Origin of the sequence: Methylobacterium sp. E-065 (assembly GCF_022829605.1) — a bacterium.
Taxonomy (GTDB): Bacteria; Pseudomonadota; Alphaproteobacteria; order Rhizobiales; family Beijerinckiaceae; genus Methylobacterium.
Genome location: NZ_JAKSYD010000100.1, coordinates 45,520 through 65,969, shown reverse-complemented (window position 1 = coordinate 65,969; position 20,450 = coordinate 45,520). Strand labels below are relative to the sequence as shown.

Below are 20,450 nucleotides of genomic sequence, written 5' to 3'. Positions count from 1 at the left end.
AAAACGTCTTGATCGTTCCATGTGCAGAGTGCTGAGCGGGAGTTATCCCGAGGATTCACTTGAGACCCTATAGCTCTCCTGCAATGCAGCAGCATCGCCGCATTGCAGGAAAGACTAAACGCCGCGTCCAGCGAGGCCCTCGAAGCCGATTGGTGGATCTGACGGCGCGGATCGTACCCGGGCGATTCCGAATCCGACCCCGCGGCTGAGGCGGGCGTGGACCGTCGCCATGATCAGGACCGCCATCGCCAGAACCTGATGGGCCAGCGCTGCCCAGAGCGGGATCGCGAGCAGCAGTGTCGCGATCCCGAGCGCCGCTTGGGCCGATGCCAGAACGGCCACGCCTGCTGCGCGCCCCGCTGCACCGGCCGATCCGCTGATTTTGGCATCCACCGCATGAAGGATCGCCACGATGATCACGAGGTAGGCAGTCATCCGATGGTCGAACTGAACCAGGGCGTGATTGTCCACGAAGTTCTCGATCCAGGGCCGGATGGCGAACAGGGTATCGGCCGGCGGGACGAGGGCGCCGTCCATCGTCGGCCACGTGTTGTAGACCAAGCCCGCATGCGAGCCCGCGACGAGCCCGCCCAAGAAGATCTGCGCGAGGACCAGCACCGGAAGCAGTACCGCGATCGCGCGCAGGCGAGTCGGTACCGGCTCCAGCGCACGGCCGCGTTCACCCGCCGCGAGCCAGACCAAGCCCGCCAGGATGAGGCTCGCGGTGGTCAGATGAAGCGCGAGCTTGAGCGGGGCCACCGCGGTCATCCCGGGTTGGAGGCCGGACGCCACCATGATCCAGCCAATGGCGCCCTGCAGCCCGCCCAGGACGCCGAGGCCGAGCAGGCCGAGCCCCAGATTGCGGCTGATCCGGCCTTGCCACCAGAACACGATCAGCGGGAGGAAGAACACGAGACCGATCAGCCGGCCGAGCACCCGGTGACCCCATTCCCAACCGTACAGGACCTTGAAGGCGGAGAGCCCCATTCCCTGGTTGAGGATGCTGTATTGTGGCGTGTCCTTGTACTTGGCGAATTCCGTCGCCCAATCCGTGTCGGAGAGGGGTGGAATGATCCCAGTGACCGGTCGCCACTCGGTGATCGACAAACCCGACCCTGTGAGACGCGTCGCGCCGCCGACAGCCACCATGGCGACCACGAGTGCGGCGACCACGTAGAGCCAGGTCCGCACCGCGCCGGAGCGCGGCTCGCCCGCATCGTTGACAACCATCTGCAGTCCTTCGGCCTAGAACCGGGATGTGCCGATCCCGGCTGCCGGGTTAAAAGATGGATGAGCCCGCAGCAACGTCGGCGGCGCCGCAGCCCGCGGCAGGCTGCGCGTTGCCAAGCCCGCGCGTGAGCGCTAGCCCCTTTGCAGAGGCCCCAAGCAGAACCGCCACGAGACGCCATGCGCCGCCGAACCCGGACCCTGATCGGCACTCTCGCGATCCTGGCCTTCGTCTGCGTCTACGGCCCCCTGGCGATGACCTTGGCGGACAGCCGCATCGCGGAGACGCCAGCTGCGGTGCAGGCCGTGCTCTACTCGATCCTGGGAATCGCTTGGATCTTCCCGCTGATGCCGCTGATCCGTTGGATGGAACGGCCGGATCGCTGACGCGACCCCTCGATTTCGCCGCACTCGAAGATCAGAAGCGATGCGTCCTCGTCCGAGATCGCTGCTTCGTGCTTCGTCCCCCCATGCGCCTCACGCCTCTGGCAGTCCTGATCGTGCTGCTCGCGCCCTTGCCGGCCCTGGCCCAGGGAACCCCGCGTTCGATCGGCGAATGCGAGCGGCTGAAGAACGATCTCGCCTACAATCAGTGCCTGGCTATGTTCGGTCCTGCCGCCAAGAACGTGGCCGGCGGCTTCGCATCCTCCGACACCGCCCCGACGCCCGCCGCCGCGATGGCGGAAGCCATTCCGCAGCTGGAAGAGACGGCCGAGCCCGCGACGAGTGGACGGCGGCGCTACCGTGGGCATCGCGGCCGGCAATATGCCTCGTTCTCGAGCGGGTATCGGCACCGGCGGCGGCGTTAGCGTCCTTTAAGCCACGTTGAGGCGGCGACCTCGGTTCCAGGCCAGGAACGGCACGCCGGAGAGCAGGCCGCCCAGGGCTGCCCGCGTTTGATGGCAGCCGTTGATCGAGACGCGGGGCAGCGCGTGGAGATGCCTAGCGTGGCCCGCGAAGAGATGGCCGGGCCGGGTCGTCACCGCGGTGGCGAAGCCCTGCATCCGGGCTAGCGCGAACTCCCGCGGCCCGGCCGAGCCGGGATCGCCGACGGGATACGACAGGTGCCGCACGGGCCGGTCGAGCGCCGCCTCGATCCGCGCACGCCCCTCGGCGATCTCTTGGGCGGCGAACGCCTCCGGGTGCTTGGCCAGCATCGGGTGGCTCACCGTGTGCGCCCCGATCGTGACGGCGGGATCCTTGGCCAAATCGCGCAGGTCCGCCCAGGACAGGCACAGTTCCGACGCGATCTGTCCCGGCTCGAAACCAGCTTGACGACACAGCACTGCGATCCGGGCGAGGAGCTCGGCCTCACCACCGCCGCGCAGGTCGCGATAGATCGCGTCGAAGGCGAGCGCCTTCTCGCCGGGGCTGCGCGCCGGCAGATCGACGCTGCGCGCGCCGATGTCGATGCGGATGCGATCGAGCCGCGCGATGGCGCGCTCCAATTCGATCCACCAGAGCCGACCTGTCTGATCCGCGAATGCGCTGGTGGCGAAGAGCGTCCAGGGGGCGTTATGGCGGGCCAGGACCAGTCGCGCGTGCGCGACATTGTCCCGATAGCCATCATCGAAGGTCAGGACGGCGAAGGGTGGGCCATAGTCGGGTTCGGCGAGGCGTTCCGGTACGGCGTCGAGGCTGATCACCTCGAAGCCGCGGGCATCGAGCTCCCGCAGGGTCAGGTCGAGGAAGTCCGGGGTGATGGACAGCAGGCGGTTCGGCGCGAAGGCCGGCGGCGCGTCCGGACTGACGTGGTGGAAGGTGAGGATCACGCCGAGCCCACGAGACGTCGGAGCCATCCAGCGATCCGCCCCAATCGCCTGGATCGCGCGAAACCCGGTCGCGAACACGCGATGCTTGGTATCCGACGACAGCATGATCTCACACCGATCAGGCCGATCGGCCCGCAGCCAGCACCCTGCGCGCGTCGCGGTAAACAAAGTTCGAAGACTGTATGGCGGCCGATATGTACGCAACAGAGCGTTAGCCAAATTAAATTTTTGAGCCCCAGCCGACCCGTGAAGTGTCTTACCGGGCCGAGAATTCCACGGCTTGTTCAGTCGCCGGCGGCGAAGGTCCCGCCGCGACGGGCGACCGGGCGCGGTCCAGCAAAGGTCAGAGGCAATGGCGGTCGCCCTTCAAGTCACGGATGCGGATAGGGTCGATGCTCCGTCGGTCGGAGCCCTCGCGGCGGAAATCATCGCAGACCCGGCCGCCGCGGAAGCCGTCTGGCGCCAGATCGAGTGCGATCCCGACAGCATTCAGACGCCCTATCAGCGGTTCGACTGGACCATGGCCTATCTGCGCGCGTGCAGTCAGGTCGGCAAGGCGCGGATCCTGGTGCTCCGTGATCGGGACGGTCGTCCCCAGATCCTCCTGCCGCTAGTTGTCGAGCGACGGTTCGGCCTGCGCGTCGCCCGGACGGTGGGCGACACCCACGCGAATTATCATCTTCCCCTGTTCGCGAGCCACGACGCGGCGTCGATCCGGGCCGAGGAGATATCAGCAGCTCTGACGCGCGCCGCGCGTTCGGCCGGGATCGACGTCTACGCGCTGCAGCATCAACCGCGATACTGGGACGGTACGGCGAACCCGTTCGCGACCGGCGGCGAGCCGGAGGCCAGCAACGGCTACGGGGTGACCCTCGAACCCGATTCCGAAGCCACGATGCGCCGGGTCTTCAGCGCCGATGCCCGCAAGAAGCTGCGCTCGAAGGAGAAGCGTCTGATCGAGGCGCACGGACCCGTCGTCTATCGCCGCGCCGAGACGGCCGAGGAGGCGAACCGGTTCCTGGTGGCTTTCTATGCCCATAAAGCCGTCCGGTTTGCCGCGATGGGCATCGCCGACCCTTACGCCGATCCGTCGATCCGGGCCTTCTTGGCGGCGGCCGCAGCCGGTCCGGATTCGGCGCTGGAGATCCATGCGCTGTGCATCGCCGAGAGTGGCCGGGTGCTGGCAACGTTCGGCGGCGCGGTCAATGCGCGACGCTACAGCGGTATGATGACGGCGTTCGATCCGGATCCCGAAATCGCCCGGTACAGCCCCGGGGATCTGCTGCTGCAACATCTCGTGCGCGAGCAGGCGACGCGTGGACGTCTCGGTTTCGATCTCGGGGTTGGCGAAGCCCGCTACAAGGCCAGCATCTGCGACGAGACCATCGAACTCGTCGAGGCGATCATCCCGGTGACGCTGGTGGGCCGAACCTACGGTGCGGTCCGGCAGGGTCTCGTGCGCGCCAAGCGCGGGATCAAGCGTGACCCGCGCCTGTACGCTGCGTTTCAGCGGCTGCGGAAGTTGCGGCGGACCTGACCGGATCCGCGTTGACTCGCTCACGGTGCACGGCAGTATCCCGTGGCCGGCTCGTCCGCGATCCCCACCGCCCGGGCCGCCGACGGCCCGGGAACGCGCTCCGCGATTACGCGGCGTTCAGGCGCAGATCGGTGTCGATCGCAGCGCCGGCCGCCGGCCGGTCCTGAGCCACGAGGATCTGTTTGGCGCCCGCTTCCTGCGCGGCGGCGTAGAGATCGGCCAACGCCGGATCCTCCGCCGAGGCGTTCGAGGCGATCACCACCGTATCCATGTAGCCGCCGACAAGGTCGAGAAGGTTGTCGGCATCCGGGGTGGCCTTGAGGCAGCAGACCACCCAGTCGTAGGCTTCCGCCATCGCCTCGAAGGTCAGGGTCAAAGCGTCCGGCTCGTCGGACATTATGGAGGTCGCGTGCCGCCCGGCCTCGATCACGTGCAGGCCGCTGGTGCGATCGGCCTGGATCACGTCGAGGAAGGCGGCCTCGCCAGCCACCAGATCTGTGAAGCCGAGCTTGCCGTCTCCAGGTCCGCCGTTCAGCGCGACGGCGACGAGGGTTCCGGCACCGCCGAGCGCCCGCGTCAGGGCGGTCGAGAGCCCCGCCACACCGTTGGTCCGGCTGGTCTCCAGGATCAGGACGCGGCGGCCAGACGGCGCGTCGGCGGCGCGCGGAGCGGCCGTGATCCGGGCGATCAGCGGCGCGAGGTCGAACGCGTCCACGGCGACTGCGGGCGCTGTTTCCGGAACCGCCGCCGTGGGCTCGGCTTCAGCCTCGGCCGCATCGGACCAACCGGTCGGCGACATGGCCTCCGGGAAGGCGAAGAGCGGGCGATCCAGAACCGGCTCGCGACGCTGGCGATCCTCGGCGGGATCGAAGGCCTCGTCCCGATCGGAATTGGACCGGGCGGCATCCGTCAGCAACGCGCGGGCGATGACGGCACCGACCGAGAGCAGCAGCGTGATCAGGGTCGCGAACGCGACGATCGGCAGCTTCTTGGGGAAGGACGGCACCTCCGGCGTGACCGCACGGGACACGATGCGCGCATCCGCCGGGGTTGCGGCTTCGCCATCGCGGGCCGATGCCTCGCGGTAGCGCGACAGGTACGATTCGAGCTGCTCGCGCTGCGCCTTGGCCTCGCGCTCCAGCGCGCGCAGCTGGATCTCGCTGGAATTGCCGCGGACCACGACGTCCTGCTGGCCATCCACCGCGGCCTGCAGGCTCTCGACTCGGGCTTCCGCGATCTTGGAGTCGTTCTCCATCGTGCGCACGATGCGTTCGGCCGAAGCCTTGATCTGGGCGTCGAGATCCTCGAGCTGCGCCTTCAGCTCCTTGATGCGCGGGTGGGCCGGCAGGAGCGTCCGCGATTCGAGGGCGAGCTGCGCCCGCACGGCGATGCGGTTCTCGACGATGCGCCGGATGACCTCGTTGTTGGCGACATCCGGGATCTCGAAGGACCGCCCGTCCTTGATCAGGTCCTTGATGGCCTTCACCTTGCCGCTGAGATCCGCCTTGAGGATCCGGGCCGAGGAGAGCTGGCTGGACAGCTCGCCGAGCTGCTGTGCGTTGAGCGGCCGGCCCCCGGCGCTGCCGACGAGGCCGTTCTTGGCGCGGAACACCTCGACCTTGGCCTCGGCCTCCGCGACGCGCTTGCGCAGCCCGTCGATATTGCCGCCGAGCCAGGTGGAGGCGTAGCGGGCGGTATCGACTTTGTCCGCTTCGAGCGACGCGATGTAGAGCTTCGCGATGGTGTTGGCCGCTTCGGCGGCGAGCGCCGCATCCTTCGCGCGGAATTCGATCGTGAGGATGCGCGACTTGCCGGCGGGATAGACGAGCAGGTGCTCGAAATAGGCGTCGAGCACCCGATCCTCGGCCGGGCGGTCGAGGGGGTTGGCGCCGATGCCGAGCATCATCAGCACGCGCTGGACCGGACCGATGCTGGCCGCGCCGGGATCGAATTCCGGATTGCCGACCAGTTTGAGCCGGCGAATCGCCTCCCGGGCGAGATCGCGCGACATCACGACCTGCACTTGGCTCGCCACCGCCTGCTCGTCGATCGGCGCGAGCTGATCGCCCCGCTCCTGCGCGGTGCGGGCGAAGGCCGGGTCACGGCTCTCAAGAATGAGCTTCGACTCGCCGGTGTAGCGGGGGCTGACGACGTTGACGAAGACCGTGGCACCCAAGGCGACGACGAGCGTCGGTCCGACGATCCAGCCGAGCGAGCGGCGCAGGATGCGCGGCACCTGCGCGAGGCCGAGACCGTCCTGAGCGCCGGACAGCGTGCTCGGTTGGGCTTCGATCGAGCGTTGACGAATACGAGACATGCGGACGCTCTGGGCACGGAGGCGGACCGGCAGCACGTAAAGCCGCCCACCGGCTATTAGCGGATATTAAGGTTGCTCAAGAGTTAAGGCCGGGCCTTCCTTGGCAAGACGCTGAGGGCCGCCACTCGATCAGACTTCGTTAACCTTAACACCTTAGTCCTGGCCTCTACCGCATCCATGACGGCGATGGTGATGAACCGGCGTGCTCTTCTCCTCTCCCTCGGCACGACCCTGGCGCTCGGCGGATGCCTGCGTCCGACCTTCCGGACCGATCAGCTCGATGCGACCGGAACCGGGTCGATTGCCGCCCGCTACACCCTGGCAGCAGGCGACAAGCTGCGGGTGATCGTCTTCGGGCAGGACAACCTGTCGAATATTTACGCGGTCGATGGGGCCGGTCGGATCGCGATGCCGCTGATCGGCGTCGTGCAGGTCGGCGGACAGACGACCGGGCAGGCAGCCCGCTCGGTCGAGGCCAAGCTCGCCTCCGGCTTCGTGCGCGAGCCGCACGTCACCGTGGAGGTCGACGCCTACCGGCCGTTCTACATCCTCGGCGAGGTTACGACCTCCGGCCAATACCCATTCGTGAACGGGATGACGGTCGAGACGGCGGTGGCGATCGCGGCAGGCTTCGGCCCGCGCGCGGCACGGGACTACGCTGTCCTGACCCGTGACACGGGCGGCGGCAAGCTGGTCTCCGGCATCGTCCCGATGACCTACTCGGTCCGACCCGGCGACACGATCGTGGTCAAGGAGCGGTTCTTCTGAGCCGCCCGATCACTGTCCGTCCCGCCATGGGTTGATCACCCGCATCGCGGTCTTCTCGGTCGGGATCGGTGTCGCGGTTATCGGCATCGGCACGTTGGCGCGTGCCACCATGCGCCCGGCCTCCTGGGCCGGCCGCAGGCCTACGGGCGTGAACAGCCCTGCCAGAACCTTGCGCGTTCCCTTGCTGACGAAGCGCGAGCTTTGCGCCGGCTCGAAATCCCGGACTGTATGGCGTTTGTCGGGATCGCCGGCGAAGACCTTGGCTCCCGTATTCAGGACGACGATGTCGCCGGGCCGGAGGGTTTCGTCCTTCAGCAAGGCCGCGGTCGCCCCCGCCTTCATGTCGATCGAAGCCTGACGCGGCGAGATATCCGCCTCTTTCACGCGGATCCTCACTGGCAACGCGCTGTAGCGGGTCTGCAGACGGCGGCGGGCCGCGCCGAGGCGCGGGTAGGCGTGCCGGGTGGTCTGGGGCTCATAAGATGGAGCCGGCTGCACCGCTTGCGGCGCCGGGCGTGCACCGAACAGCATTTCCAGGAAGCCGATTTCGGCAGCTTCGGCCCGTGTCCCACTTCCGGCGACCAGTCCCGCGGCCGCGACGACAGCCAGCATGCAACACGTGCGAAGCGTCATAGCGCCCTCTGAACCGATCCTCGACGTGAGCATCTGACCCTCAACCGCAAGCTGTGCGATTGGGTTCCGAGATTGCCGCACTCCGCGGAGTCAAGTCGTGATGTTTGAAATAGGAGGTATTCGAGGTTTCGGTCGAGGCTATTGTTACGTGTGACCGATCGGGCCGGGGCCGCGGTGCGGTTCATCAGGCGGGAGCGGACTGCTCACCTTCGCCGATGCAATCCAGAGCCCGTTCAACCGCACTTACCGCATCCAGAAGGTGCTGGACGGTGCGTTCAACCTCGCGCGCGGGACGCCCCATGGCGGCGGCGCGCGCGCTCACGTCCTCAAGCTGGTCGAGCAGCTCGAGAAGGTCACCCGCGACGGTGACGACCTCACAGCGGGCGAGGCGCGCGACGTTTGCGCGGGGACGGAAGGGCAAGACGTTGCTCATCGCCGGTGGTTGTCGCCCGAAAGGCCCCGGATTGGCCAGAGGGTGCCGAGCCCTATCCGCTGCAAACGAACGGCGTGGTGGATTTTCCGTGGCCGCTGCGCATCGGAGGCTGCAGAACCGATTCACGGTTGGTGGTCACCCTTGACGGGGTCTGCCTGGGCCTGACGATGGCGGCACTGCCGTTTCTGCATCCAGGGCCGACCATCGGCCGAACCCGTCAGGACCTCCCATGCGCCTCGTCCTTCTGGCATTCTCCGCGCTCACGATCGGCGGCCTGTGCGCCTGCGCCACCGACGGGCCGGATTCCCGCAGCGGTCTCGCCGAGAGCTTCAACCTCGACAATTACCGGGCTTCCAGCAACACCAACGGCACCCAGACCCGGCGGGATGTGAACCGCGCCTACACGCAGCCGACCCTGCCGACGATCGGCAACCGCGGCATGTGAGTGTGACGGCGCGTCGCCGCCGGGATGCGGCGGCGACGCGTTCACCGTCCGGCCATCGAAGCGCGTCAGCGCTTCGTCAGCGCGTCCGCGAAGGTGGTGATCCGGTTCCTAGCGTAGATCGGCAGCCCGGCGCTGATCGACGTGCCGGTGTTGAAGCTCGAATTGCCCATCAGCACCTGGGCGGGCAGTAGGTTCTTCAGCACCGGCACCCGGGCGTATTCCGCCTTCCGGTCGAGCACATCGCCCTTGATGGCGAGCGCCATGTAGGTGGTAACGACCGTCTTGCCCGGGTCATTCGGCATCGGCTGGAACACCGCCAGGAACTTGCCGAAGCGCAGGATCTGGTTGACCCAGAAGATCGTCTGCTCCAGCCCGCCAGTCACAGGCGTGTCGATCTTGGTCAGGGCTCGGAGCGGCCCGTCCTGGTCGGGCCCGAGCATCCGCAACTCGCTCTGGAACGAGACAAATTCGGCTATCTTCTTGGCCGAACCTTCCTCAAGCTTGTTGGCAAGCTTTACGCCAAGCGGAAGCTTGCCTTCCAGATCGTATCGCGACTCGATGCAGGCGCCGGCGCCCTCGCACCAGGGTCGGTCGGGCCGCTTGGCGAAAGCAGCGGCCGGATCCTTGTTGGGCGTCACCTCGGCGGAGGAGACGGCGCGGTGCTTGATCGCCGGATCCATCTTCTGGACGAAGGCGAGATTGGCGTAGGACGCGCTGTCGATCGACTCGGATGGCCGCGGAACGACGAAGCGGCCCTCCGCCACGTAGATCTTGAGGGTCTCGTGCCGCGGCTTGGTCACGCCGTTCACCGTGACGGTGTAGTCGGGCTCCTTATAGCCGGGGTAGGGGGCGAGCACCGCCGCCTCGGCCGGACGCACCTTCTGCCAGTCGAGATACGGGATCAGCCCGTTCTCCGGGGTCGTCGGCTTGTCGCGATGGTCGGTGAACAGGATCTGGCCCGGCTTGATCGTCGCCGGGTCGACGGATGCGACCGACGGCACCTCCTTGATCCGGTCGGCCGCGGGGGCGGGCGCGGTATTGGCGGCGGGCGTCTGCGCGCGGGCCGGAATCGCGGCCAGCAGCGCAAGGGCAAAAGCCGCGGGAACTCGGGCGGCGGGAAGCTGCATTCGCAACGGGTGTCTCATCTTACGGGGAGGGGCGGTCAGAAGCCGGAATCTTCGCCGAACAGGTAGTCCGGATCACGGCGGCGCGGCCTGCGCACGCCGTCATCCCCGAACGGCGAGCGCGCGGCCTGGCCCGGCCACGGCCTGTACGGGTCCTGGCCGGACGGATCCAGATCCCCCTGCGCACGGCGGCTGCGCGGCGGCGGACGGTCTCCGAACGGGTCGAGCGGGTCCGCGGGCGCACGCTCGCCGGTCATGGTGCCGTAGTAGTCGCCCGCCACGCTCGCGCCGTCCTCGGCACCGCCCAGGTCGCCATCCTCGGCGTCCGGTCGCATGGCGTAGAGCGTCTCGCGGGGGACGAGGCGGTACTGTGTGTCGGCCATCCTGCCGTCGCCGCTGGTACGGAAATGCTCGATAAATCCGCCGCCCGCGACCCGGACACCGCTGCGGGGATCGATTGCCAAGTCGGCGATGAACGGCCGCGCCTCGGACGTGGGACCCTTCAATGGCGTCTTCGGCACGCCGTTGGCCCAGGCCGCCTGCAGGATGGACGAGGCGATCGGAACCGCGACGTGGCCGCCGGTCTGGCCGCGGCCGAGCGTTTTCCGGCTGCCGTCGGCATTGTCGTAGCCAACCCAGACCACCACTGAAATCTCGTTGGTCAAACCCGCGAACCACGCATCGTTCTCGTTCTCCGACGTACCGGTCTTGCCGGCCACGAAGGCCGAGACCTTCGACAACGCGGCAGCGGTGCCGTGCTGGGTGACGCCTTGGAGCATGGTCTTGAGCTGGTAGAATGATACCCGGTCGGCCGAGCCAATCCGGACTGGTTCGCGGGCCGCATGCGTATAGAGCGGCTTACCGTCCCGCTCGACCGATTCGAGGGCATAAGGTGTCGGCCGCGCCCCCTCGTTGGCCACCGCCGCGTAGAAGGCCGCAAGGTCGAGCATCCGCACCGGCTGCGCGCCCAGGACAAAGGGGTAGTAGGGTTCGCACTCGGCGTAGATCTGCGCTTCGAGGGCGATCTCGCAGACGCGCTTGAGGCTTGCCGGCGCCTTCGAGGCGATACCACCCTGCAGGAGGCGGGCGGTCACGAGGTTCTTGGAGAATTCCAACCCGCGCCGGAGCGTCGTGGGGCCAGAGCCGCTGCCCTCGTAATTCTTCGGAGACCAGGAATCGCCGGTCCCGTTGATCGGCGGAAGGGTGACGGGCGAGTCCATCACCAGCGTGTTCGGCTGCAGGCCGGCATTGAGGGCGGCCAGATAGGTCAGCGGCTTCAGGGTCGAACCCGGCTGGCGCACCGTCTGCGTGACGCGGTTGAGCTGGCTCAGCGGGTAGGAGAAGCCGCCCGCCATGGCGAGGATGCGGCCGGTCTGGTTCTCGATGACCACAGCCGCCCCCTGGACGGTCGGCCGGACGCGGAGCTGCGCGTGTGGGCCGCCCTTGCCCTGCGTGACCTTCACACGCACCACATCGTAGGGCTGCAGCTTGCCGCGGGCGATACCGGCGTCGAGGGAGGCGGTGCGCCCGTCCGAGAGCCCGACCTTGATGCCGCCGCGCCCCGTCTCCAGCACGACCGCCATGGGCCAGCGGACATCGTAGAGAACCGGTCGCGCGCTCTCCAGCGCCACCAGCCAAGCGGGTTTCCGCTGCGGCGTGGCGATGATCTTCGCAGACCGAAGCGTCTTGGCGTCCGGCTTGACGGCATCCGCCCGGGCCCCCGTGACCGAGGGGGCCGATTGCGGCGATGCCTCGGGGGCCGGCGTTGCGGCCTGGATGCGGCGGACGCTGTCGGCGAGGTTGAGCTCAGGGCCGGTGAAGGCTTGGCGGCCGGTGGAACGTTCGTAGTTGGCGAGACCGTCCTGCAGCGCCTCCTCGACGGCCCGCTGCAGGCCGGCATTGATCGTCGAGCGCACTGTGAACGAGCCGGCTGTCAGGGAATCGACGCCCGCGAAAGTCCGCGCCTCGCGATTGAGGAAATCGACCGCGTAGAACCCGGAATCGCGTCGCGCGGACTCGATCGACTTCAGGCCGAGATCCGACTTGATCGCGGCGCTCATCTCGGCCTCGGTGATCGTGCCCTCTTCCTTCAGGCGTGACAGCACGTAGGCCCGGCGCTCCCGCGCCCGCTCGGGGTACTTGTCGGGGCTGTAGAAGTTCGGGCCCTTGGGCATGCCGGCGAGCAGGGCTGCCTCCGGCAAGGTGAGCTGGCCGACCGGCTTTCCGAAATAGCTCTCCGCCGCCATTTCGATGCCGTAGGCGCCACGGCCGAGATAGATGCCGTTGAGATACAGACCGAGGATCTGCGGCTTGGCGAGGATCCGCTCGAGCCGCGAGGCGACGATCATCTCGCGGATCTTCCGCTCGTAGGTGACGTCGTCGCCCACGGAGAAGTTCTTGACCACCTGCTGGGTGATGGTCGAGCCGCCCGCGGGCCGGCCCGGGGAGGCGAGGTTGCCGATGAAGGCGCGGATCACGCCGCGCTCGTCGATGCCGTGATGGCTCTCGAAGCGCTTGTCCTCGGCGGCGATGAAGGCCTTCTGCACCAGCGGCGGCACTGCCGAGATCGGCACCACGACGCGGCGCCCGTTCGGCTCGGACGCCTCGGCGAAGGGTTTCCCCGCGCCGTCGAGGATCCGGGTCATGCCGGGCAGGGCCTTGTCGCGCAGGGTTTCGGCGCTTGGCAGGTCCTTGACGGCATTGTCGTAGAATTCGATCACCGCCTTCGCGTCGAAGGGGGAATTGGGCGGATTCTCGCCCTTGCAGAATTGCTTGTAGCTGACGTTCAGCTCGTTGATATCGAGACCGTGCAGGATCTTCGGCGCGGAGGGACCGGCAACCGTCGTCGGATCCTCCATCGCGGTGGAGATCAGGTCTTCGAGGTTGATGTCCTCGATGTCGAAGCTCTTGCGCATGTGGGCGCAGCCATCGCGCAGCAGCCGTATGACCTCCGGTCCGTCGGTGGCCGGATCGAATCGGGTACGGACCGCATCCGGGTGGGTCGTGACCTGGCTGAGCGTCAGCGCAGTCGCGAACAGCTTGATCAGGATGGCGTTCATGAAGGCTGGGTTCGGGGACGCAACGGGTGCGCCGGACCGTCCGGGCACGCGCTCGAACAGGGCGTGCACAACGCGGCTGATTTAAGGACGCGCCTTACGGCAACGCTTTGGGCCAGCCTCACGTTCTGAAGGCACGACGATGCCGGGGGGCAGTATGATCAACGACCTGTGGTACAAGAACGCCGTCATCTACTGCCTCTCCGTCGGCACCTTCATGGATGCCAACGGCGACGGTGTCGGCGACTTCGCCGGGCTGGAACGCCGCCTCGATTATATCCAGGGCCTGGGCGCCACCGCGGTCTGGCTGATGCCGTTCCAGCCCTCGCCGAAGAAGGACGGTGGCTACGACATCGCCGATTATTACGGCGTCGATCCCGCCTATGGCTCGCTCGGCGACTTCGTGGCCTTCACGCATGCGGCCAAGCAGCGTGGCCTGCGGGTGCTGATCGACCTCGTGGTCAATCACACCTCAGACCAGCACCCCTGGTTCCAGGCGGCCCGATCCGACCCGAACTCGCCGTTCCGGGACTGGTACGTCTGGTCGGACAAGCGGCCCGCCACCGCCGACGAGGGTATGGTCTTCCCGGGCGTGCAGGACACGACCTGGACCTACGATTCGAAGGCCAAGGCCTGGTACTTCCACCGGTTCTTCAACTTCCAGCCGGATCTGAATACCGCGAACCCCGCGGTGCTGGCCGAGATCCTGAAGATCATGGGCTTCTGGATCCAGCTCGGCGTCTCGGGCTTCCGGATGGACGCGGTGCCGTTCGTCATTGCCGAGAAGGGCGCGGATGTCGGCGGCAAGCCGCGCGAGCAGTTCGACATGCTGCGTGACTTCCGGGAATTCCTGCAATGGCGCCAGGGCGACGCCATCATCCTGGCCGAGGCCAACATCCTGCCGAAACAGGATTTCGACTATTTCGGCGACGACGCCGACCGCATGCACATGATGTTCAACTTCCAGGTCAATCAGGCGAGCTTCTACGCCCTGGCGGCCCATGACGCGCGTCCCCTTGCCAAGGCAATCGAGAAGACGAAGCCCCGCCCGCTCTCGTGCCAGTGGGGCATCTTCCTGCGCAACCACGACGAACTCGACCTCGGCCGCCTCACCGAGGCGCAGCGGGAGGCCGTGTTCGCGGAGTTCGGTCCCGAGAAGGGCATGCAGCTCTACGATCGGGGCATTCGCCGCCGCTTTGCGCCGATGCTGTCCGGCGACCCGCGGCGCATACGAATGGCCTACTCGCTGATGTTCACCCTCCCCGGGACACCGGTGCTGCGCTACGGCGACGAGATCGGCATGGGCGACGACCTCACCCTGAAGGAGCGCGACTGCGCCCGCACGCCGATGCAGTGGACCAGTGAGCACCAGGGCGGCTTCTCGCAGGCCGACACCACCGTGCTCCCGGTGATCGACCACGGCCCCTACGGCTACGCCCACGTCAACGTCGCCGACCAGCGCCACGAGCAGGATTCGCTGCTCAACTGGATGCAGAGCATCATCCGCCAGCGCAAGGAGACCCCCGAGATCGGCTGGGGCGACGTCGTCGCGGTCCCGACGGGCCGAAGCTCGGTGCTGGCCCTGCGCTACGAATGGCGCGGCAACGCGGTCCTCTGCATCCACAATCTCGCGGCGGAGCCGGTGGAGATCGCCCTTGCATCCGGCAACCCGGATCCGGAGCACGACGTGCTGGTCGACGTGCTCACCGGCTCGCGCAGTGAGGTCCGGGACGACGGCACGCATTGCCTGTTCCTGGAGGGATACGGCTATCACTGGTTTCGCGTCGGCGGGCTCGACGCGCTGCTGAAGCGCCGCCCGGCATGAAGGATGTTCGATCACGCCTCGCGCTCAGCCGGCCGAACCGGTAGGACACGCCGGAGCAAGGTGAACCATGGCCCGGACGAAGCCCTATCCCCCGGACGCGACGATCGCGGACATCCTGCCCGATCTGCCCGACGGCGAGGCCTATCTCCGGCAGGTGCTGGTCACGATGCGGATGTGCCAGAAGCATTACGGTGACGCCTGGGTCCGGATCGCCGTCTCCGGCAAGGCCCCTCCGCCTTCCTATCGGATCGACCGGTCCGATCCGGCTTCCGATGATGCGGAACGGGTGCTGTTCGGAGCCTATGGCGGTAAGTCCCACAACCGCTTCACGCAGACGAACACTGCCGAGACGTGGTGGAGCAGCCGGGCGCTGGGCATGGCCGAGATGCTGAAGCTCCAGGACGGCTTCCGCCGGCCGCATGGCGGGGCAGACGAACGCGTGGTCTCGGATGCCGGAGACGGCCCCGTTTCTTGAGACCCCTGTTGAAGGGTCATTGAAGGCTGTCACCTGCCGCGACGCCGGTTGCCAAAGGAGACGGCCGGCATCGATGCAGTGGAATCCGCGCCTGAAAAAACGCACGTCTGCTTGGGCCAAGCGCCGCGTCACGCCGTCGCGAGCCGATGGAAACCAGCGTCACCGACGGAAATGGGAAGCCGGAAAATACCCCGCATTCCCGAACGTCGCGACTCCTGCGACGCCGTCATCGGTGGTGTCTGGGCCTGCCCTCACTGCGGCTGTGTCAGGCCAGATGCCGAAGAACGCGCCGAAGACCGGAAACGGGCCGCGATCGCGCTTATCCTGGCGGTGGTGTTGGTGATTGGGTTGAGTGTCCTCAGCGCGCACTATCGATGAGCGGGCTGCGCTACCGTCCGAACGGGTGACGGGCGCTACACAGCGGAGATGACCGGTCCTGCATGGGCGCTGACGTCGGAACACCGGTTTGGCCCCGCGCGCGATGGCGTTGCAATCATGCTGGGCGCGGCAAGGGTGCCGCAGCGCGTCTTCTGCGCTAGAACGCCCTCACGAGCGCCGAAGCCGGCGCGGCCAACCCGCGGAACTCCATGCCAGGTACGCCCCGCGCCGGGATCATCCCGGTCACGCCCTTCCAGCAGAATTGCACCCTGATCTGGGACGAAGCCACCAAGATCGGCGCTGTCGTCGATCCCGGCGGCGACCTCGACCGGATCGAGGCGGCGATCCGTGAGCAGGGCGTGCAAGTCGAGAAAATCCTGCTGACCCACGGCCATGTCGATCACGCGGCCGGCGCCGACGAGTTGCGCGAGCGCCTCGGCGTGCCGGTGGAGGGCCCGCATCTGGCCGACAAGTTCCTCCTCGATTCCCTGCCGGAGACGGCGGCCAATTACGGGCTCGGCGAAGCCCGAGCCGTGACGCCGGACCGCTGGCTCGACGAGGGCGACGGCGTGACCGTGGGCGGACTTGGTTTCGACATCCTGCATTGCCCCGGCCACTCCCCCGGCAGCGTGGTGTTCGTCAGCCGGGACGCGCGCTTCGCCCTTGTCGGCGACGTGGTGTTCAAGGGCTCGGTCGGCCGCACCGACCTGCCGGGCGGCAACCACGATCAGCTCATCCGGGCGATCAAGGAAAAGGTGCTGCCGCTCGGCGACGACATCGCGTTCATCCCGGGCCACGGCCCGACCAGCACGCTCGGCGAGGAGCGCGTCTCCAACCCGTTTCTGCAGGATTGACCGCGATGGATAAGCGCCGCATCGGCCGCTCTGACCTGACAGTCGCGCCGTTCTGCCTTGGTGGGAACGTCTTCGGCTGGACTGCCGACGAAGCGACCTCCTTCGCGATCCTCGACCGGTTCGTCGAACGCGGCTTCGACTTCATCGACACCGCCAACGTCTATTCCCGCTGGGCGCCGGGCCACGTGGGCGGTGAATCCGAGACGGTGATCGGGCGCTGGTTCGCGGCCCGCCCGGGCGCGCGGGACCGGGTCGTGCTAGCCACCAAAGTCGGCATGGATATGGGCGAGGCCGGGAAAGGCCTGTCGGCGCAGCATATCGAGCAGGCTTGCGAGGCGTCCCTGCGGCGGCTGCAAACCGACCGAATCGACCTCTATCAGTCCCATCTCGACGATGCCGACGTGCCGCTCGACGAGACCCTGCGCGCCTACGAGCGCCTGATCGCGGACGGCAAGGTCCGGGCGATCGGGGCGTCAAATTACGGTGCCAAGCGGCTCAAGGAGGCGCTGTCACTCTCGGCCACAGCGAGCCTGCCGCGATACGAATGCCTCCAGCCCGATTACAGCCTCGCCGAGCGCCGCTACGAGGCCCAGCTGGAGCCGCTGTGCCGGGCCGAGCAAGTCGGCGTGATCGGCTATTTCTCGCTGGCGGCGGGCTTCCTCACCGGCAAGTATCGGTCGGCCCAGGACGCTGCCGGCCGGGCCCGGGAGAACCGGGTCGCCAAGTACCTCAACCCGCGGGGCTTCGCGTTGCTCGATGCGCTCGATTCGGTTGCAGCCGCGCACGGGGCGAGCCCGGCCCAGGTGGCGCTGGCCTGGATCATCGCCCGGCCGGGCATCACCGCGCCGATCGCCAGTGCCACCTCCGTGGCGCAACTCGACGAGTTGTTGGGCGCGGCCGGACTGACGCTGTCGGCGGAGGCCGTCGCCCGGCTCGACGCGGCGAGCGTGGGCGGGATCGAGGGCTAACGCGGCGTTAAGCCGGTGGCCTCAGAAAAGACGCACCGGTCCCACCGCGAGCGCGCAAAAATCGTGCAAACTCAAGGTGGAACCCCTATATTGTGCAGACCGAGTGAGAGTTCAGGCGTGGGCGCCTGACGGCGCGAGACCCTCCGTCGCGTCAAGGCCCGCCTGCCCGAGGAAGTACATGGCCGACACCCCCCAATCCGAGCACGCCGATTACGGCGCGGAATCGATCCGCGTGCTGAAGGGCCTCGACGCCGTCCGCAAGCGCCCCGGCATGTACATCGGCGACACCGACGACGGCTCGGGTCTCCACCACATGGTCTACGAGGTGGTGGACAACGCCATCGACGAGGCGCTCGCGGGCCACGCCGATCTCGTCACCGTCACCCTCAACGCGGACGGGTCCGTCACGGTCTCCGACAATGGCCGCGGCATCCCGGTGGACATCCACAAGGAAGAGGGCGTCTCGGCAGCCGAGGTCATCATGACCCAGCTGCACGCGGGCGGTAAGTTCGACCAGAATTCCTACAAGGTGTCCGGCGGACTGCACGGCGTCGGCGTCTCGGTCGTGAACGCCCTGTCGTCGTGGCTGAAGTTGCGCGTCTGGCGCAACGACAAGGAGCACGCGATGGAGTTCCGCCATGGCGATGCCGTGGCGCCGCTCGAGGTGGTCGGCCCCGGCAACGGCCGGCGCGGCACGGAAGTCTCCTTCCTGCCCTCAACCGACACCTTCACGATGATCGAGTTCGATTACGGGACGCTGGAGAAGCGCCTGCGCGAACTCGCCTTCCTCAATTCTGGCGTGCGCATCGTTCTGACCGATGGTCGCCATGCCGAGAAGAAGCGCGAGGAACTGTACTACGAGGGCGGCATCGAAGCCTTCGTGCGTTACCTCGATCGCTCCCGCAAGCCGATCGACGGCATTAGCAATCCCATCGTGGTTTGCTCGGAACGCGACGGGATTCGCGTCGAGGTCGCGTTCTGGTGGAACGACTCGTTCAACGAGACGGTCCTGCCCTTCACCAACAACATCCCGCAGCGGGATGGCGGCACCCATATGGCGGGTTTCCGGGCCGCGATGACCCGCCAGATCACCGGCTACGCCGATTCCTCAGGCGTGTCCAAGCGGGAGAAGGTCTCGCTCACCGGCGAGGATTGCCGCGAGGGCTTGACCGCGGTCATCTCCGTACAGGTGCCGGACCCGAAATTCTCCTCGCAGACCAAGGACAAGCTCGTCTCCTCCGAGGTCCGGCCAGCGGTGGAGAACGTCCTCAACGAGGGCCTGTCGACTTGGCTTGAAGAGAATCCGCAGCAGGCCCGCTCGGTGATGAGCAAGGTGGTGCTGGCGGCCTCGGCCCGCGAGGCGGCCCGCAAGGCGCGGGAGACTGTCACCCGCAAGGGCGCGCTCGACATCGCCTCGCTCCCCGGCAAGCTCGCCGATTGCCAAGAGCGCGATCCGACCAAGTGCGAAATCCTGCTGGTCGAGGGTGATTCCGCCGGCGGCTCAGCCAAGCAGGGCCGCGACCGCACCTTCCAGGCGGTGCTGCCGCTCCGCGGCAAGATCCTGAACGTCGAGCGTGTGCGTGCCGACCGGATGCTGTCCTCGGCCGAGATCGGGACGCTGATCACGGCGCTCGGCGCCGGGATCGGACGCTCCTCCACAGATCGCGAAGGCTTCAATCCTGAGAAGCTGCGCTACCACCGCATCATCATCATGACCGATGCGGATGTGGATGGCTCGCACATCCGGACCCTGCTGCTGACCTTCTTCTTCCGGCAGATGCCGGAGCTAATCGATCGCGGCCACCTCTACATCGCGCAGCCGCCCCTCTACAAAGCCGAACGCGGGCGCCGGGCGATCTACTTGAAGGACGAGCGCGCCCTCGAGGATTACCTGATCGATCAAGGCACCGACGGGGCGATCCTGCGGCTCTCCACGGGCGCGGAATTCGCCGGCCCTCAGCTCAAGAGCCTCGTCGAAGAGGCGCGCACCTTCCGGAACATCCTGCAGGGCCTTCACACGCGCTACGATCGTTCGGTGGTCGAGCAGGCGGTGCTCGCCGGTGCGTTCGATGCCGAGGTTGCGGACAATCCGGGCGAGGCGGAGGTGCTGGCCGACGTGACCGCGCGCCGCCTCGATGCCATCGCGGACGAGACCGAGCGCGGCTGGCAGGGTGAAGCCTTCGAGGGCGGCTACCGCTTGAGCCGGACGCTGCGCGGTGTCCGGCAGGTGGCGACGCTGGATGCCGGCCTCATCGCGTCCCAGGAGGCCCGCCGCCTGTCCGAGCGGGCGGACGCCTTCCGCGAGATCTACGGCGAGCCCGCCACGCTGATGCGCAAGGCCGATGAGACCGTCCTGCACGGTCCGGTCGCCCTGTTCGAGGCGGTGATGGCCTTCGGCCGCAAGGGCTTGCAGCTCCAGCGCTACAAGGGCCTCGGCGAGATGACCGCCCAGCAGCTCTGGGAAACGACGCTGGACCGCGAAGTCCGCTCGTTGCTTCAGGTCAAGGTCAAGGACGTCACCGACGCCGATGACCTGTTCGTCAAGCTGATGGGCGATGTCGTGGAACCGCGGCGCGAGTTCATCCAAGAGAACGCCCTGAGCGTCGCCAACCTCGACGTGTAGACCGGCGCCGACCGC

17 protein-coding genes are annotated in these 20,450 nt (G+C 67.4%); 10 read left to right on the top strand and 7 right to left on the bottom strand.

What is annotated here, in order from left to right:
* Positions 1–114 precede the first annotated feature (114 nt).
* Complete coding sequence (locus tag MKK84_RS10455) at positions 115–1,230, bottom strand: COX15/CtaA family protein (protein WP_243919436.1); 1,116 nt, start codon at positions 1,228–1,230, stop codon at positions 115–117.
* Positions 1,231–1,407: 177 nt separating this feature from the next.
* Between MKK84_RS10455 and MKK84_RS10450 the strand changes: the two genes are divergently transcribed.
* Together MKK84_RS10450 and MKK84_RS10445 are read left to right on the top strand one after the other, a co-directional pair.
* Positions 1,408–1,614: a DUF2842 domain-containing protein gene (locus tag MKK84_RS10450; protein ID WP_243919435.1), complete on the top strand. Its 207-nt coding sequence runs from the start codon at positions 1,408–1,410 to the stop codon at positions 1,612–1,614.
* Positions 1,615–1,697: 83 nt separating this feature from the next.
* Complete coding sequence (locus MKK84_RS10445; RefSeq protein WP_243919434.1) at positions 1,698–2,036, top strand: hypothetical protein; 339 nt, start codon at positions 1,698–1,700, stop codon at positions 2,034–2,036.
* A gap of 6 nt (positions 2,037–2,042) precedes the next feature.
* Here the strand turns inward: MKK84_RS10445 and MKK84_RS10440 are convergent, their stop codons facing one another.
* On the bottom strand, positions 2,043–3,104 hold the full coding sequence (locus tag MKK84_RS10440) for a polysaccharide deacetylase family protein (RefSeq protein ID WP_243919433.1): 1,062 nt from the start codon (positions 3,102–3,104) through the stop codon (positions 2,043–2,045).
* A gap of 247 nt (positions 3,105–3,351) precedes the next feature.
* Here MKK84_RS10440 and MKK84_RS10435 point away from each other — a divergent pair, with 247 nt between their 5' ends.
* On the top strand, positions 3,352–4,536 hold the full coding sequence (locus tag MKK84_RS10435) for a GNAT family N-acetyltransferase (RefSeq protein WP_243919425.1): 1,185 nt from the start codon (positions 3,352–3,354) through the stop codon (positions 4,534–4,536).
* 106 nt (positions 4,537–4,642) lie between these two features.
* Here MKK84_RS10435 and MKK84_RS10430 read toward each other — a convergent pair whose 3' ends face one another.
* Positions 4,643–6,853, bottom strand: coding sequence for a GumC family protein (locus tag MKK84_RS10430; protein ID WP_243919423.1), 2,211 nt, complete (start codon positions 6,851–6,853; stop codon positions 4,643–4,645).
* Between the two features lie 186 nt (positions 6,854–7,039).
* Between MKK84_RS10430 and MKK84_RS10425 the strand changes: the two genes are divergently transcribed.
* A complete protein-coding gene (locus MKK84_RS10425; RefSeq protein ID WP_243919665.1) occupies positions 7,040–7,621 on the top strand; it encodes a polysaccharide biosynthesis/export family protein in 582 nt (193 codons plus the stop codon).
* 9 nt (positions 7,622–7,630) lie between these two features.
* Here the strand turns inward: MKK84_RS10425 and MKK84_RS10420 are convergent, their stop codons facing one another.
* Together MKK84_RS10420 and MKK84_RS10415 are read right to left on the bottom strand one after the other, a co-directional pair.
* Positions 7,631–8,233, bottom strand: a complete 603-nt coding sequence (locus MKK84_RS10420) for a hypothetical protein (RefSeq protein WP_243919418.1) — start codon at positions 8,231–8,233, stop codon at positions 7,631–7,633.
* Between the two features lie 205 nt (positions 8,234–8,438).
* Positions 8,439–8,687: a hypothetical protein gene (locus tag MKK84_RS10415; RefSeq protein WP_243919417.1), complete on the bottom strand. Its 249-nt coding sequence runs from the start codon at positions 8,685–8,687 to the stop codon at positions 8,439–8,441.
* 229 nt (positions 8,688–8,916) lie between these two features.
* Between MKK84_RS10415 and MKK84_RS10410 the strand changes: the two genes are divergently transcribed.
* Entirely contained in the window at positions 8,917–9,132 is a 216-nt protein-coding gene (locus tag MKK84_RS10410) for a hypothetical protein (RefSeq protein ID WP_243919415.1), read from the top strand.
* 65 nt (positions 9,133–9,197) lie between these two features.
* On the opposite strand, the gene MKK84_RS10405 is transcribed toward MKK84_RS10410, so the two are convergent.
* Both MKK84_RS10405 and MKK84_RS10400 read right to left on the bottom strand, forming a co-directional pair.
* Positions 9,198–10,277, bottom strand: coding sequence for a hypothetical protein (locus tag MKK84_RS10405; protein ID WP_243919413.1), 1,080 nt, complete (start codon positions 10,275–10,277; stop codon positions 9,198–9,200).
* A 17-nt stretch (positions 10,278–10,294) separates the two neighbouring features.
* Complete coding sequence (locus MKK84_RS10400; protein ID WP_243919411.1) at positions 10,295–13,315, bottom strand: penicillin-binding protein 1A; 3,021 nt, start codon at positions 13,313–13,315, stop codon at positions 10,295–10,297.
* A gap of 154 nt (positions 13,316–13,469) precedes the next feature.
* Here MKK84_RS10400 and MKK84_RS10395 point away from each other — a divergent pair, with 154 nt between their 5' ends.
* From MKK84_RS10395 to gyrB, 5 genes are all read left to right on the top strand, one after another.
* The gene (locus MKK84_RS10395; RefSeq protein ID WP_243919409.1) at positions 13,470–15,137 is read left to right on the top strand and encodes an alpha-amylase family protein; all 1,668 of its coding nucleotides are present in this window, start codon (positions 13,470–13,472) and stop codon (positions 15,135–15,137) included.
* A 67-nt stretch (positions 15,138–15,204) separates the two neighbouring features.
* Positions 15,205–15,612, top strand: a complete 408-nt coding sequence (locus MKK84_RS10390; RefSeq protein WP_243919407.1) for a hypothetical protein — start codon at positions 15,205–15,207, stop codon at positions 15,610–15,612.
* A 587-nt stretch (positions 15,613–16,199) separates the two neighbouring features.
* Positions 16,200–16,844: an MBL fold metallo-hydrolase gene (locus MKK84_RS10385; RefSeq protein ID WP_243919405.1), complete on the top strand. Its 645-nt coding sequence runs from the start codon at positions 16,200–16,202 to the stop codon at positions 16,842–16,844.
* Positions 16,845–16,849: 5 nt separating this feature from the next.
* A complete protein-coding gene (locus MKK84_RS10380; RefSeq protein ID WP_243919403.1) occupies positions 16,850–17,812 on the top strand; it encodes an aldo/keto reductase in 963 nt (320 codons plus the stop codon).
* A gap of 178 nt (positions 17,813–17,990) precedes the next feature.
* On the top strand, positions 17,991–20,435 hold the full coding sequence (gyrB, locus tag MKK84_RS10375) for a DNA topoisomerase (ATP-hydrolyzing) subunit B (protein ID WP_243919401.1): 2,445 nt from the start codon (positions 17,991–17,993) through the stop codon (positions 20,433–20,435).
* The last annotated feature ends 15 nt before the right edge of the window (positions 20,436–20,450 follow it).